A 14,547-nucleotide genomic window follows, 5' to 3' on the forward strand; every position below is an offset into this window, starting at 1 on the left:
AGTGCCTGGGCCGCATCGTGACCGGGTCAACGCAGGGCTCTAGCGATGTGCTCGGCGGTCATGATCACGGTCAGGTTGACAGGTGCCGACGGTGCGTCAGGGAAGATGGACGCGTCGATGACACGCAGGCCGTGGACGCCGTGGACGCGGCCGGTGGCGTCGACGACCGCCTGCGGATCGTCTTCGGGCCCCATCGGAGCACTCGAAGTGGGGTGGTGGAACGTCCGCACCGATGCCCTGAGGCTCTGGTGCAGACGCACAGATGTCATCGTGCGGAGGTCGGGGAAGAAGCGGCAGGCGATCATTGCGGCGAGTGGGTCCGTATATGTCAGGCGGGATGCCAAGAACACCGCTTGGACCATACGTCTCCGGTCACGTTCGTCGGTCAGCCATCTTGGGTGAATGCGCGGAGCCGCGTGGGGATCACGTGAGGTGAGGGTGATGGTTCCGCAGGAACGGGGGCGGGTCAGGCCCGCGATCAGAGTGAAGGTTGGAGCGGGTATGGGCGCGATCGGTTGCATGATGCCAACGTGCAGATCGAGCTCTCCGGGAGAGGCTGATGCACTTCTGCTCCAGACGGCCGCCCCTGCGACCGACCGCGGCCGGCCGGTCCGCCACGGCCAGGCGAGGCACGGCAGGTAGAGGAGGGGATGGTCGCGGTAGGCGGCACCGACGGGTAGCGCCTGGACGACGGGGACGCCCAGGCATCGCAGATGCTGGTGCGGACCGATACCGGAGCGCAGCAATAGCGCGGCGCTGCCGTAGGTGCCGGCGCTGAGGATGACGTCCGAGCTGCGCAGCGTGCGGCCGTCGGCCAGTTGGACACCGATCACCCGATGATCACGGACGAGGACGCGATCGACGAGGGTGTGGCCCTCGATGCGCAGGTGTGGCCGTGCTCGTACCGATGCGGTGAGATACGCCATGGCGGTATTGACACGTATGCCGTGCACGGCGTTGACAGGATAGGGCGCAGCCCCGTGCGGGTCGGTGCCGTTGAAATCGGCTGCCCGGTAGCCGAGCCCAAAAGCGGCGGACAAGAAGCCTGTTTGGAGTCCGCTGAGTTCACTCCGGTGCAACTGGTGCACTGGGAGGGGGCCGTAGCGGCCCCTATCCGTCATGCACGGTGCGTCGGCGCGCTCGAGGCGCATGTAGTCGGGCAGGACGTCCGCCCAGGTCCAGCCTCGGAGCCCCCTGCGTGTCCAGCGGGCGAAGTCCGCAGGTAGGGCGCGCATGGCCACGGTCCCGTTCATGGCGGAGGAACCGCCGATCATCCTGCCGCGAGGCAGAGCGGAGTGCTCGGGATGCGTGGTGTACCCCCAGTCGTGACCGGCGGCTCGGCCGATGAAGGCACTCGATGCCGCGGGCAAGGGGGAGGCGTCGACCGGGAAGACGGGACCGGCTTCGACCAGGGTGACGTGACGGCTCCCGTCCTCGGTCAGGCGGGCGGCGAGCACGGCACCGGCGGTCCCGCCGCCGACGATCACCACGTCACATGCGTGACGACTCACGGGTTGCTCCTGGGGGAAGTGCCGGTTCACGGGAAATCAGCGTGACGAGGGACGCCTGTGGTCCGCAGTTCGGGTGAAGCGGAGGGTCCTGAGTGCGCCGATGGTGTCTGTGTGTCGAAGGTGGTGGCTGGATAATCGGATTTTGTTCCCGGCTTCTTGACATGTCAATGCGCCCGGCATCACCATAAAAAATAATTCGCTCGTCGACTCGCCTCCGGAAGCTATCGGCTACCTCGCAGACAACGCCTGCGCCCTGGGGTTATTCGCTACGTGCGCAAGGAGAACTCCATGCTGATCCAAGCGGCGGTAACCGCTGCGCCGGGCAGCCCGTTTGTCCTGCGAGATGCCGACCTTGACTCTCCAGGGCCGGGCGAGGTATTGGTGCGCATGGTCGGCACCGGAATATGTCACAGCGATCTCATCGTTCGGGACGCGTGGTATCCGGTCCCTTTCCCAGTGGTTCTCGGGCATGAGGGGGCTGGTGTCGTCGATGCGGTCGGGGCCGGGGTGGCCGAGGTGTCCCCGGGGGACCATGTCGTCCTCAGCTTCGCCTCGTGCGGTTTGTGCGCACAGTGCCTCACAGGGGCGCCTGCGTACTGTGTGGACTTCGTGGCGCGAAACTTCGGGTGCGACCGGCTCGACGGATCGACGTCCCTGCGGCGGGCCACAGGTCAGGTGCACGGATTCTTCTTCGGGCAGTCATCCTTCGCCACTCACGCGCTCGCACCGCGGCAAAGCGTCGTCAAGGTCCCCGACGACCTGCCGTCGCCGCTGCTGGGGCCGCTGGGGTGCAGCGTCCAGACGGGGGCGTGTGCCGTACTGAAAGCGTTGCGCTGCGAGGCGGGAAGTCGGATCGCCATTTTCGGATCGGGGTCCGTTGGATGCAGCGCGGTGATGGCGGCAGTCATTGCCGGGTGCTCGACGATCGCCGTGGTCGGCCGCAATCGATCCCGCCTGCGGCTGGCCGAGGAACTCGGTGCGACTTGCGTGGTCGATGCTCTCGGTGCGGATTTGATGCACACGCTGACATCTATTTCCGGTGGTCTGGGATTCGACTACAGCATAGAGGCGACGGGTGACCCCGGAGTGCTACGGATGGCCGTTGACGTCCTCCATACCCGTGGCACATGTGGCGTTATCGGTGCCGCCCGGCCTGGGACGGAGGTCGCCCTGGAAATGTCCGGGCTGATGTTCGGCCGGAAGGTGCAGGGCATCGTGGAAGGGGACTCTGTTCCCCAAGTTGACATCCCGATGCTCGCCGACCTTCACAGGGGTGGTCTGCTCCCTTTCGACCGCATGATCACGACATACCCGTTCGAGGCGATCAACGAGGCGGCCAAAGACATGACCGACGGGAAATGCGTTAAGCCGGTTCTTCTTTTTCAGGGGTGACTGATGGAGATTGCGTTATTGTTCCCCGGCTTCGGCGCTTTCTATCCGTCCGCTTTTTCCCAGTCCGGCGAAGCGGAAGCGGTGGCCGAACCGGTCGTCACCGAGGTCGACGAGGTGACCGCGCGGTACGGCCTGCCATCGGTGCGACAGGCCCTCCTGGCCCCTCCCCGGACCGCCGACGACGGTACGGGAGACTGCCGCGACACCCGGGCGTTGGAGATCTTCGCCAGTCAGGTCGCCTGCCACCGAATCCTGCGCCGCCTGGGGATCCAGGAACAAGTGGTCTGCGGACATAGCCTCGGTGAGTACGCGGCGCTGGTCGCGGCTGAAGGGCTGACGGTGTCGGCCGCAGCTCGGTTGCTGTGCGAACGGATCATGGCCGTTCGCTCGCATCCCCTGCCGGCCGGGCGAATGCTGGCCCTGCCGCTGAGCCGTGACCGGGCGCGCCGACTGGCGGTTCGCGAACCGGACGTCGTCATCGCCGCCCTCAACGCGCCCGAGCAGATGGTGCTGTCGGGACCCGCCGAGCACATCGACCGCATCAGAAACGCGGCGCTGGCCGAGGGCGTGCGGCCGGTGCGTCTGCGCACCGACCTCTGCCCGCACCACCACCCGCTGCTCATCCCGGTGTCCCGACGCTGCGCGGCGGCCTCTCGATCGGTGCCGACGCAACAACCAAGACGCCGGATCTACGGACCTGTACTGGGCCGCACCTACCTGCCCTGTGACGACTTGGCCGAGACGCTGGCGATGCAAATGCTGCTCCCGGTCGACTTCGCCAGGGCAGTGCGGGACCTGTACGACGACGGCATCCGAATCTTCGTCGAGTGCGGGCTGAAGCGCACCTTGTCAGATCTCGTCGAGGCCAGCGCCCCGAACGCACGAACCATCGCCCCTTTCCACGTCAGGGTCACCCGCGAGCGCCTGTGCGACGCGAGGGCGGAGATCCGTACCGGCACGACCACAGGAGGCTCCACATGTCCCTCGACCGCGACGAACTGATCAGCGAGCTCAAGACGATGTACGCCCAGGTGCTGGAGTACCCACCGGAGGTGGTCACCGATGACATCGACCTGGAGGCGGAGCTGGGTGTGGATTCCCTCCAGCACCAGCTGGTGCTGGCGCAAGCAGCGGAACGCTGGCGGCTGACGCTGGCACCGGAGAGTGACGCCCCCTCCCCGCTGACCCCCAGGTCGGTCGCCGACTACCTCCTCCGGTTACGGTCATGAGGGCGGCACCGTCCGGTCACCCGCTGGTGGCCGTCGTCGGGGCCGGGCTGGCAGTGCCCGGAGCCGCGAGTCCGAAAGAGCTGTGGAGGCTGGTCCAGCGCGGCCGCCCCGTCTTCCGTGAACCGCGTGCCCGCTTCGCGCCGGACGACTTCTGGACGCGAAACCCCGCGGCGGAGGACCGCACGTACGGACGTGTCTTCGGAGAGCTCACGGCTTTCACCCCGCACCCCGCGCTGGAGGCGTCGTGGACCGCTCCTGGGCAGGGTGACCTGCAAGCCGCCTGGTTACGGCACAGCCTCCTCCAGGCGCTCGACGCGCCGCGCACACGCCACGGGGGCCGGTTCGCCCTCTTCCTGGCCGCGACCACCGAAGCCAGCCACGAGTGGGACGCCGCACTCGCCGCCGACCTGGCCGCCACTGGAGTAGCCCACAATCTGCCGGGCGACCACGAGGCGAACCGTGCCCGCTTGCGAGCCCGGCTGACGGCGACGGACTCCAGTGCCGCGCACCCCCATCACCACTTCCAACCGCACACTCTCGTCCACCGCGCAATGCGGGGCATCGTCCCGGACGGTACGCCGGTGCTCGTCGTCGACAACATCTGCCCCGCCGGTCTGTACGCCGTCGACCTAGGAGTCCGGCACCTGCTGGCCGACGAAACCGATATCGCGGTCTGCGGAGGGGTCAGCTCCCACGGGCCGCTGCGCCAGGTCTACTTCGCCAAGATGGGCGCCCTGTCACCCAGCGGGCACGTCAGGGCTTTCGACGCGCAGGCCGATGGAACAGCCTTCTCCGACGGGGCCGCGGTGGTGGTCCTCAAGCTCCTGGAGCGCGCCCGGCGGGACGGCGACGAGATCCACGGCGTGCTGGCCGGCTTCGGCGGCGCCTCCGACGGTAGTGGCAAGGCGATCTTCGCACCTCGTTCCGAGGGCCAGATCACCGCCATGCGACGAGCCCTTGCAGTCAACGGCCTGGACCCAGGGCAGGTCGGATGGGTGGTGGCGCACGGCACCGCCACCGTGACCGGCGACGCCACCGAGACGCGCTCCCTGGCCGCTGTTCACCCGCAGGGCGTGGACGTCACCTCCGACAAGCCCGTCGTCGGGCATACCGGGATGGCCTGCGGAGTGGTCTCGCTGATCCAGGTACTCAACGGCCTGCGTCGCACCACTGTGCCTGCCCAACAGTGCTTCACCACCCCGCAGCGCAGCACACCGCGAACCGTTCGGGTCCGGCCCCGCGAACACCCGCTGCCGCCCGCCCGGCCCCCGTCCGACGACGGCCGCTCCGGTGCCGCTCGCCGCGTCGCCGGCGTCTTCGCCTGCGGTCTCGGCGGCATCAACGGCCATCTGCTCGTTCAGCACCCCGACAGCCCGGTGGACGGCCTGGTCTCCGGTGCCCTCCGATCGGAGGACGAGGTGGCACTCGTCAACTGGGACGTCCTGCTGCCCGGGGCTCCCACTCGGCGGGAGGTGCACGACAACCTGGTCGGCGGACGCGCACCGACCACACAGCGGTGCTTCCCCGACACCTACCCCGTGCCGCCGTTCCAGCAGACCCGTGTGGCCCCGCGTATCGCCGCCCAGGTGGACCGGCTACAACTGATGGCCCTGGCGCTGGTCCATTCCCGCCTGCACGACCCCCGCTTCGACTGGCGAGAACTGCATGTCCGCACCGGCGTGTTCGGCGCCCACCACGGGCCCACCCAGCTGGCCGCCGACTCCACGGTACGGTGCTTCCGCACCAGGCTGACGCGGCGATTGGCCGACGGTGAAGCCGTCGAAGCGGGAAGAAGTTTCTTCATCGGACACGCCGAACGCTCGGCTCCGATCGGTCCCTACACGCTGGCCGGCCGTATGCCCAGCGTCGCCCTCGGCTGGATCGCCAACCGGTACGACCTGCACGGCCCGACCATGATGCTGGACAGCGGTCCGGACTCCGGGCTCGCCGCCGTGCACGTGGCCGCCGACCATCTGCGCACGGCGGACCTGGACCTCGCCTTGGTGCTCGGCTGCAGCACCGCCCCGCCGGAGCTCGTCTCACGGGCGCTCAGCGTCGGCGCCACCGACATCGCGCATGGACTGTTCCTGCTGGTGCTCGCACGTTCCAGCATCGCCGAAAGCAGGGGCTGGCCACGGATCGCGACACTGCGTACCAGCCTGCGGCCGACGACACCGCCCTCTGACGCTGGACCTCCCCGCCCCACCTACCTGGCGGCCGACGGCGCCATCGCCGTACTGAGGGCCGCCCTCGGCGCGGCACCGGGCCCCCACGTGATGGCATCGGGCCCACTCGCCCCCGCGGTCACCGTTGAACGCCGGGCGGCCCAAGGGGATCCGAGGAGCAGATGACCATGGAACGACACCTCACGGTTCTCACACCAGCCCCCGGACGCCGCACACGATCAGAGATCCCCTCCCTCCCACCTGGCGCCGTGGTTCTCACCGACAACCCCCGACTCGCAGCCCGCATAGCCGCCCTGCGGATGCTTTCCCCGGCCCTTGTGGTGTGCACCATGCCCGCCGGACCGGACGTCGCGCATGTGTCTCACGGGGAGGAGGGCGTCATGGGTGCGTTGTGGGGCAAGCGACCCGGTCGTGCGGAGTACCGCGCCCCATGGCACATCCGCGCGGTCACCGACCTGCGCACCACGACCTGGCCACGGCCTCCCGCACCGTCCCTGCTGACCTTGCAGGAATTGTTCTTCCTGGCCGCCAAACACCTCTCCTCCTCCGGCCTCACGGGCGGCTCCTCACTGGCCGCCATGGTTCTCGATCCCATGCGGGGCGGTATGCCGCACCCGCACGCGGCCCTGCTCACGGGTTTCGTGAAGTGCGCGTTTTGGGAGCTGCCCGGCACGCGTACATACGCCGCCGTCACCGACAGCCCGAGCCTGGGGACCGCGCTGGACGAACTCGCCCACGAGTCCGGGGTAACCGACGGACTGCCGGTCGGGTACTACCGCAGTGGAGCACGTGGTGCCGAACACGCAATCCCGGCACCGCTTCCCGCACCGAAGAACCGGGATCCCGTCACCGACGACACCGTGATCGTGGCCGTCGGCGGAGCCCGCGGCATCACTGCCACCGCCTTACGCGGTCTGACGGCCCGGACACGCCCCACCGTGTGGCTGTTGGGCAGCACACCGGTGGCCGCCCTCGCCGACCGAGCACGAGCACTGGGCGACACCGGCCGTGCGGAGTTCCTGCGCCGGAGGCTCACCACCTCACCTGGGTTACGGGTCACCGAAGCCGGTGCGGAGTGGGACCAGTTGGAACACGCCCGACAGGCCCTGCGCAATCTGGCCGCACTACGCCACCGCTGCGGTCACACCCGTGTGCACTACCTGACCTGCGACGTGACTGACCCGGTCGCCGTGCGGGCGGCGGCGGAACACATCCACCACATCAGTGGCCGCGTGAACCTGCTGATCCATGCCGCCGGAATCGGCAGAGCACGAGTATTGCGGAACAAGTCGCTCACAGCCTTCCGGGAGGTACGGACCGTCAAGGTCGGCGGTTACCACAACCTCAAAGCCGTTTTCGACGACCCCGCTCCAGCAACGTGGTGCACCTTCAGCTCCATCGCCGGGGTGCTCGGGCTGCCCGGTGAATGCGACTACGGTCCGGCCAACGACACCCTCAACGCGGCTGCCCGCTACGAAGTGCTGCGGGGACACGACGAGCGAGCGATCGCTTGGACGATGTGGGGTGACTCCGGGTTGGGGCCACGCTCCGGTTTCACCGACCTGACCCGCCGCACGGGACGCCTGAGCCTGCTTGACGACGCAGAGGGTCAACGACTGTTCACGAGGGAGCTCACCGCACCACCCGGACTCGCGCACGCGGTACCCATCTTCCTTGGGTCACCCGAGCGTCGCACCTCCCGCAGCCACTGCCCCGGCTTCATCCCGCAGCAGCCCGCCTTCGCCTTCTTCAACTCGCCCGCCCGCCTCTCCTCAGGCGGACCCACCGCCTCCGCGGTGTGGCCGATCGACCTTCTCCCGTACTCCTACCTCCTGGGCCACCAGCGCAACGGCACGGCGCTGATGCCCGGGGCGCTCGCCATCGAACTCGCCGTCGCATCCGCCGGGCGTCTCGTCCCGGGCGGGACAGCGAAGGAAGTCACACGGGTCCGTTTTCACGCGCCCATCGCCGTGGCCCCCCGCCAAACCCGTTACGAGCTGCACGCCACTTACACACCCGGCACAGACGACCAGGGACTGGTGCACATCGAGATCCGGAGCGTCGCCCTCCCCCCTGCCGTCCCACGGCCCCGCCCCGGTCTGCACTTCTCCGCCGACGTCATCCTCGGCGCGTGCCAGGCGGTGCCGCTGCCGTCGTTTCCCCCCTCGCCTCCCGGGGGCCGGCCGTCGCACCGAGGCGCCATCGCCCGTCTGTCGCGGCTCTTCGACAACGTCTGCCTACCCCGCCTGGACCGTCACGGGGTACGAGCCCGATGCCACCTCGACCTCACCGGCCAGAGCACCGAGCATTTCGCGCGGATGGCGACCTGCTGGCTCGTGATGGACGCAGTCCTGCAAACCGCTGGCTTCATAGCACCCGGTCGCCTGGCGACCCCGCGCGCCATCCGCAGCGTCCGCCTTCCGGCTGGGCTCGCCAACGACCAGGCCCTCGCCACCGGCGGCGTGGACATCACCCTCGTCGCCTCCCCCGACCGTCAGCACGCCTACGCCACCGCCACCACGGCGCAACAGACTGGTGTGCTGGCGCACATGGAGGGCCTGGAGCTGACCTGAATACCTGGGCCGCCACCGCACGACAACCTCGGACGAGGGCCAGCCCACCGCCCGCCAAGACGAGTGATCAGCCACGACAAGGAGGAATACGGTGTACATGATCGCAGGATTGGGCCGAGCCATGGCCGACATGCTGGAAGGCGCGCAGGAGATCGTCGGCGAGGTGCTCGGCGGCTACGAGACACGCCACGGAGCCACCTGCCGAATCTGCGGGGAGCGGCCCGGCGAACGGAATCACTGGCGCGAGGACGTCCGCTGGGAAGAGACCGACAAGTGTGGCTGGAACGACCCTCGGTGCGACCGCCGCGAGGACTGCCGGTGCGGGCGGCGAGGGTCCAGGTGCTGCGAGCGGTCGGAGTCCTGTCGGCATCGCAGGTGCCGCTGTGACCAGCGCCACGAAACCTGTGGTGACCGGCGCCATGACCCGCGCCAGCAGTCGGACCGGTGGTGGGAGCTCCCCGACGACCGCCGCGACGACGAGTGCTGCCACCACGGGCACCGCATGGACGACCTCGACGGCCACTGCCACGACGCCCAGGAACCGCACCGCCGAAGCAGGAAACACCGCAAGGGCGCCAAGTCCCGTAAGCAGTCCGAGCGGGCCGACTGAGGAGATCGCCATGGCCGCGGACACCCCCGCCCCCGCACCTGCGAGCACACCCGAGGTGGACGTGATGAGCGCCAAGGATCACATGGTCTGGCGCCTGGAATCCGGTCGACGGGCCCGGCCCATCATCGTCATCGTCATCTTTCTCGAGGGTGACATGTCCTGGGAGACGTTCATCGCTTGGCACGAGAACCTCTGTGGCGCAATGCCGCGCCTACGCAGCCAGGTGGCCCCCGGACGCGGCCGCGGAGGAAGGCCGCGCTGGGTCCCGGACGAAAGCTTCTCACTCGCTCACCACCTCCAGCGCGTCGAGGCGGGCGGCGACGGCACCCGCCTCAACGTTCTCAAAACGGCCGAGGCCCTGGCCGAGATCCCATTCCCTCAGGGCCGGTCGCCGTGGAACGGCTACCTCCTCCCCGGTCTGGAGGACGGTGGATCCGCCTATGTACTCAAGATCTCCCACAGCATCGCCGACGGCATCCGGCTGCGGGAGACCTTTCTGCGGCAGGCCGACAGGGCGACCGCTCCCCTCCCTCGCGACACGTCGAGGACCCAGGACCCGTGGCAGGTGGCCAGCCCCATGACCCAGGCAAACGACCCGGCACCGGGGGAGGAGCGGCCCGCGCCGCTCTCCTCCCGCGTCCGCCGCACCCTCAAGGCGGCGCGCTTCCTGGGCCGGGCCGGCGTCGACATGCTTGACCTCCCGCACCCCGCACCAGAAGCGGGGGGCCAGTTCCGCCGGCACTTCTTCACCACCACCGTGCCCCTGCCAGCCGTCAAGCAACTCGCCGTCACGTCCGGGGGCACCGTCCACGACGCGCTCGTCGCCGCCATCGTGGAAGGCTGCCGCCGTTACAATGCGCACCACGGCGTACGGCGGCGCCACGTGCGTGTCTTCTCGCCCTACGGCCGCGCGCCCCAGGCCGCCGCGCACGATCCACGACGCCAGGGCAATCACTGGTTCATCGTCCGGTTTGCAATTCGCGCCGAACTCCCCGACGTGCCCACCCGCATCCGCGCTGTCCGACGCGCCGTCCGAGACAGCTACCACCAAGACTCCTTCGACTGGATGGGCGCCATCGCCCTGCTGTGCCCCTTACTGCCGCGGCCCTTCTTCGAAGCGGCGTTCCTGCGTCTCTGCGCCACCCACGAGTTTGTAGTCAGCAATATGCCGGGCCCTACGTCCGCGGCGTCGATCAATGGCCACCGAGTCAGCGAGATCTACGCCATCGCTCCGACCCTCGGCTCAGCCATCACCGTCACGCTCATGTCCTACCAAGACATCTGCCATGTAGCTGTCAACGTCGATCCCACAGTGATTCCCGACTCGCAGCTCGTCGCCCACCACATCTGCCAGGCCGTCAGAGAGCTGGCAGATCCGACCGGCACCTGCTCGACCGACGGCGGAAAGGTCGAGCCGTGAGTGGAGGGTTCGGCAGGTGAAGCCTTCACGCGCCCTTCTGCTCGCCCAGGTCGCCTACCACGTCGTCCACGCATCTGCCCGGCGGGAACTCCCCGGGGCGCTCGGCGAACCGGCAGGCGACATGTCCAGGGGAGCGGCCCACGCGGTGGCGGTGCGGGAGGCGTTCGAAGCGCTTGGGCCGCTGTACATGAAGGTCGGGCAGATCCTGTCGACTCGGCCCGACATAGTCGCCGCTCCCATCGCCAAAGAGCTGGAACTCCTGCACGACCGTGTCGCCGTGCTGCCCTTTCGTCTGCTGGAGCCCGTGCTCGAAGAAAGTCTCGGACGCGGTTGGCACCGCCGCTTCCGCCACTTCGACGTCGACCAACCCATCGGCACCGCCTCGCTGGCCCAGGTCCACGCCGCGACACTGACTAACGGGTGTCGGGTGGCGGTCAAGATCCAGAGGCCCGGGATCCGCCCCCTGGTGGAAAAAGACATGAGGACACTACGCCGTCTGGCGAGGGTCTTCGCCAAACAGGCACCCGTATGCAACGCCACCATCGATGTCGAGTCCATGCTCGGCGTCATCTTCGACGCCATGCGTCCCGAGCTCGACTTCACACTGGAGGCCCGCAACATGGACCGGGCACGCCTCGCCGCTCGGTGCTTCAGCCTCGTCACCGTTCCCGAACCGCTCATTTCCACCCCCAAGGTCCTCATCCAAAGCATCGCTGCGGGAACCAGCATCCGCGACGCGGACCCGGCGTGCTTCGCGCGGGACGAGCGACGGGCTATCGGGCGCCAGCTGCTTGCCTTCATGTTCCACGGCTACTTCACCGACATGACATTCCACGCCGACCCCCACCCAGGCAACGTTTTCGTCGCTGCCGGACAACCCGCCACTCTCCTTGATTGGGGCATGATCGGCCACATCGACCGCCGGCAGAGCATGTCGCTGATGCTCGGCCTGCTCAGCCTTTCCCAGAACGACGGCCACGCGCTCGCCAAGGCATGGGTCGAGATGGGCACGGTCACCCCTTGGGCCGATGTCTCAGCCTTCACCCAGGACATGGCCGCACTCGTCCCGAAAATCACATCGGCCTCTTTGGAAGAGCTCAACTTCGGCGCGACTCTCACTTCCGTCCTAGCCAGCTCCTCGCGCCGGGGCATACGCACCAGTCCCATGATCTCCATCCTGGGCAAGTCCTTCGCCAACGCCGAGGGCTCTGTGCGCTACCTTGCGCCGGAGTTGTCGGTAACCGACGTCTTCCGTGAGGAGATGCGAAGCATCGTTGCCGCGTACCTGCGCGAGGCGTCATCGGACCAGCAAGCCGCTCGTAACCTGATGGAAGGGCTCATCGGTAGCCTGTCCACCCCCGGAGAAATCCGCGGGATCATCCGTGACATCTCCAACCAGCAACTGACTGTCCAGGTAGCCCAAACCGCCAGGCAATGCCTCTCGCCTCGTAACGGCCGGGCCGACGCACGTGTGCGCCGTGTCCTCCAGGCAACCGTCCTTGCCGCCCTCATCTGGCGAGCAAAACAGCGCCGCCAATCGTGATGGGAATCAAAGGGGGTGCCCCTATGGGCACGGTCAAGCTGGTGAGGCGGCGGGTTGCGAGTCGCAGAAGAGGCCGTCACCATGCATCGTGAAGAGCACGTCGGGTCGTCGTATGTCCTGCCGTTCGGCTGGCGGTGCTGCCCGTGACGTCGGTCGCGCGAGCGGCACCGTCCGACCGCCAGTGGCCTTCGGGGTCTGCTCGTGGCGCGCTGTGTCGTCGAGCGCCAACGCGTGGGCGCCGCAGGGGAGATCGCTGTCCCCGCGCTCCGCTTCGTTCGCTACGGTGCGCCCATGACGTCTGCGATACGGGACCGGTTCCGTCCCTTCCGTGAAGAAGCCGAGGCCCAAGGCGTGCCGGCCGACGATGTGGAGCGGTGGCTGGCCACAGCCCGCCCCTGTGCCACCCTGGCACTGTCCGACGACGACACCGGACCGGTCGTGGGACGGTTCGGCGGCCCCCTGCTGCTTCCGACCGACACCCCGGATCCCGGACACCCCTTCGTGGCCTCGGTCGACCTCGCCGCACTGCCGGCCGGCGCAACGGACCTCCCCTTGCCGCCCGACGGCCGGTTGCTGTTCTTCGCCCTGCCTGAGACCGGCGAAGACACCTCCATGGGCACCGTGATCCACGTGCCAGCCGATGCGGCCGTCACCCGACGGGATCGGTCCGCCTGGAACCCGACGAACATCGCCGAGGACGACGGGGTGTTCGCGAGCTATCCGCAAGGGGCGCTCCGGGCGCGGACCGACGTGTCGCTCCCCCACCACCAGTTCGTCGTTCCCCCCGGTGAGGAGGAAGCCGTATACCTTCCCGGTCATCCCTACTGCTCCGAACTCGTCGAGATCTGGGCAGACACCAAGAACCTCATCGCGCCCTCGGCGCAGATGCAGATCGGAGGATACGCGGACGAGGAGATCGTGGAGTTCGACCCGGTCGACGTCGCGGCGTCCGTCGCGGCGCAGGCGGTGGAGGCCGGCCACTGGGACGGTCCCGTCTCGGCCGACGTGGCCGACTGGGTGCTCCTCGCCGATTGGTACGCCGGCAGGGACGTGGAGAAGCGGGAAGGCGCGACTGTCCACTGGGTGATCCAGCGCGAGGACCTCGCGGCCCGACGCTTCGAGCGCGTGTTCACCACCGTCTTCTGGAACCCCTGAGCAGGCCATGACGGGGGCGAGCCGGAACGGCAGGCCACCGGTCCTCGATCACGAGGGCCTGCACTCGGCGCACGGGACCGCCTTACTGCCCGCCCACGAAAATGGCGCCGCACCACGGGTGCAGCGCCGTCGGACTGAGTGAAGGGTCAGGACAAGGCCTTGAGGTGCTGGCGGCGCTTAGCGTCCTCGCGCTGCCGACGCTTCCCGACGAGCTGGTCCTGGTTGGCTTTGTTCATGACTTCCGACGGCAGATGTCGATGACCTCGGACGAACCCTCACGACGCATCATCCCCCGCCCCTCGCCACCCCCGCCCCTCGCCACCCCCACCCCCAGTCGCCACCCCCACCCCCAGTCGCCACCCCCACCCCCAGCGGGGGAGCCCCAGCACAAACCCGGCCTGTAGAGCGCCCGCAGCCGCGACGCCCGACCTGGTCGGCGCAGGCGGCCATCCAGGCGCGCCAGGACCCCGCCAGCCCCAGCCGGGGACTGCCCTTGCCGGCCGGCGCCCCCGGACCCTGCCGGTCGGCGCCTCGACACGGCCGTCGCGTACGAATCCGCGGCTCGCCCCCTCGCCCGGTCGAGGCCGCGCTCACCCCTGGAACGCCGCTCCGCCCGCCCAGTGGCGTCCCACACGCTCGGACCTGGCCCCATGGCGTCGCCTGTCCTTCCCGGACCGATGCCGGATCGTGATGTGCGGTGCCCGGCCGGGCACCCTTCGCACGTCGACGGCGACCGCGTGCAGTCCTGCACCGGTGGCCCGGCCTGCCCGACGACACCCTGGGCACCGTGATCTCCGGCAGGAAGGCATACGGGGACGGCATCGAGCTGACCTTCGGCGACGGGCACCGGTACAACGCGCTTGCCTGCGGTCTCGATCCGGCCTGACCGCTACTCGGTCTTCTCGCTGTCGGAGGATGCCGCTGATCG

General features: G+C 68.7%; 10 protein-coding genes. 9 read left to right on the plus strand and 1 reads right to left on the minus strand.

The annotated features are described in order from the left end of the window. Nucleotides 1-26 precede the first annotated feature (26 nt). Nucleotides 27-1,511, minus strand: a complete 1,485-nt coding sequence (locus ACZ6EJ_RS05685) for a GMC family oxidoreductase (protein WP_469264853.1) — start codon at nucleotides 1,509-1,511, stop codon at nucleotides 27-29. 288 nt (nucleotides 1,512-1,799) lie between these two features. Between ACZ6EJ_RS05685 and ACZ6EJ_RS05690 the strand changes: the two genes are divergently transcribed. The 9 genes from ACZ6EJ_RS05690 to ACZ6EJ_RS05730 all read left to right on the plus strand — a co-directional run bounded on the left by ACZ6EJ_RS05690 (nucleotide 1,800) and on the right by ACZ6EJ_RS05730 (nucleotide 13,619). Next, nucleotides 1,800-2,903 carry an NAD(P)-dependent alcohol dehydrogenase gene (locus ACZ6EJ_RS05690; RefSeq protein WP_469264854.1) on the plus strand — a complete coding sequence of 368 codons (1,104 nt, stop codon included), beginning with the start codon at nucleotides 1,800-1,802 and terminating at the stop codon, nucleotides 2,901-2,903. Between the two features lie 3 nt (nucleotides 2,904-2,906). Further along, a complete protein-coding gene (locus ACZ6EJ_RS05695) occupies nucleotides 2,907-3,905 on the plus strand; it encodes an ACP S-malonyltransferase (RefSeq protein ID WP_469264855.1) in 999 nt (332 codons plus the stop codon). Next, a complete protein-coding gene (locus ACZ6EJ_RS05700) occupies nucleotides 3,881-4,132 on the plus strand; it encodes an acyl carrier protein (RefSeq protein ID WP_469264856.1) in 252 nt (83 codons plus the stop codon). The genes ACZ6EJ_RS05695 and ACZ6EJ_RS05700 overlap by 25 nt, the downstream gene beginning before the upstream one ends. Beyond that, on the plus strand, nucleotides 4,129-6,483 hold the full coding sequence (locus ACZ6EJ_RS05705; RefSeq protein ID WP_469264857.1) for a beta-ketoacyl [acyl carrier protein] synthase domain-containing protein: 2,355 nt from the start codon (nucleotides 4,129-4,131) through the stop codon (nucleotides 6,481-6,483). Before ACZ6EJ_RS05700 ends, ACZ6EJ_RS05705 begins: the two co-directional genes overlap by 4 nt. Before the next feature lie 215 nt (nucleotides 6,484-6,698). After that, nucleotides 6,699-8,891: an SDR family NAD(P)-dependent oxidoreductase gene (locus ACZ6EJ_RS05710; protein WP_469264858.1), complete on the plus strand. Its 2,193-nt coding sequence runs from the start codon at nucleotides 6,699-6,701 to the stop codon at nucleotides 8,889-8,891. A 97-nt stretch (nucleotides 8,892-8,988) separates the two neighbouring features. Next, the gene (locus ACZ6EJ_RS05715) at nucleotides 8,989-9,501 is read left to right on the plus strand and encodes a hypothetical protein (protein WP_469264859.1); all 513 of its coding nucleotides are present in this window, start codon (nucleotides 8,989-8,991) and stop codon (nucleotides 9,499-9,501) included. Nucleotides 9,502-9,511: 10 nt separating this feature from the next. Then, a complete protein-coding gene (locus ACZ6EJ_RS05720) occupies nucleotides 9,512-10,921 on the plus strand; it encodes a wax ester/triacylglycerol synthase domain-containing protein (protein ID WP_469264860.1) in 1,410 nt (469 codons plus the stop codon). Between the two features lie 16 nt (nucleotides 10,922-10,937). Then, complete coding sequence (locus ACZ6EJ_RS05725) at nucleotides 10,938-12,464, plus strand: ABC1 kinase family protein (RefSeq protein WP_469264861.1); 1,527 nt, start codon at nucleotides 10,938-10,940, stop codon at nucleotides 12,462-12,464. Between the two features lie 351 nt (nucleotides 12,465-12,815). Further along, nucleotides 12,816-13,619: a DUF1963 domain-containing protein gene (locus ACZ6EJ_RS05730; RefSeq protein ID WP_469264862.1), complete on the plus strand. Its 804-nt coding sequence runs from the start codon at nucleotides 12,816-12,818 to the stop codon at nucleotides 13,617-13,619. Nucleotides 13,620-14,547 lie beyond the last annotated feature (928 nt).

The sequence above is a fragment of the Streptomyces sp. NPDC041970 genome (assembly GCF_055588985.1).

What these genes read in the sequence shown, in the direction of transcription:
- ACZ6EJ_RS05705 (WP_469264857.1), top strand. Translation starts at nt 4,129, where the DNA reads ATGAGGGCGGCACCGTCCGGTCACCCGCTGGTGGCCGTCGTCGGGGCC.
- ACZ6EJ_RS05695 (WP_469264855.1), top strand. Translation starts at nt 2,907, where the DNA reads ATGGAGATTGCGTTATTGTTCCCCGGCTTCGGCGCTTTCTATCCGTCC.
- ACZ6EJ_RS05700 (WP_469264856.1), top strand. Translation starts at nt 3,881, where the DNA reads ATGTCCCTCGACCGCGACGAACTGATCAGCGAGCTCAAGACGATGTAC.
- ACZ6EJ_RS05715 (WP_469264859.1), top strand. Translation starts at nt 8,989, where the DNA reads ATGATCGCAGGATTGGGCCGAGCCATGGCCGACATGCTGGAAGGCGCG.
- ACZ6EJ_RS05710 (WP_469264858.1), top strand. Translation starts at nt 6,699, where the DNA reads ATGGGTGCGTTGTGGGGCAAGCGACCCGGTCGTGCGGAGTACCGCGCC.
- ACZ6EJ_RS05720 (WP_469264860.1), top strand. Translation starts at nt 9,512, where the DNA reads ATGGCCGCGGACACCCCCGCCCCCGCACCTGCGAGCACACCCGAGGTG.
- ACZ6EJ_RS05690 (WP_469264854.1), top strand. Translation starts at nt 1,800, where the DNA reads ATGCTGATCCAAGCGGCGGTAACCGCTGCGCCGGGCAGCCCGTTTGTC.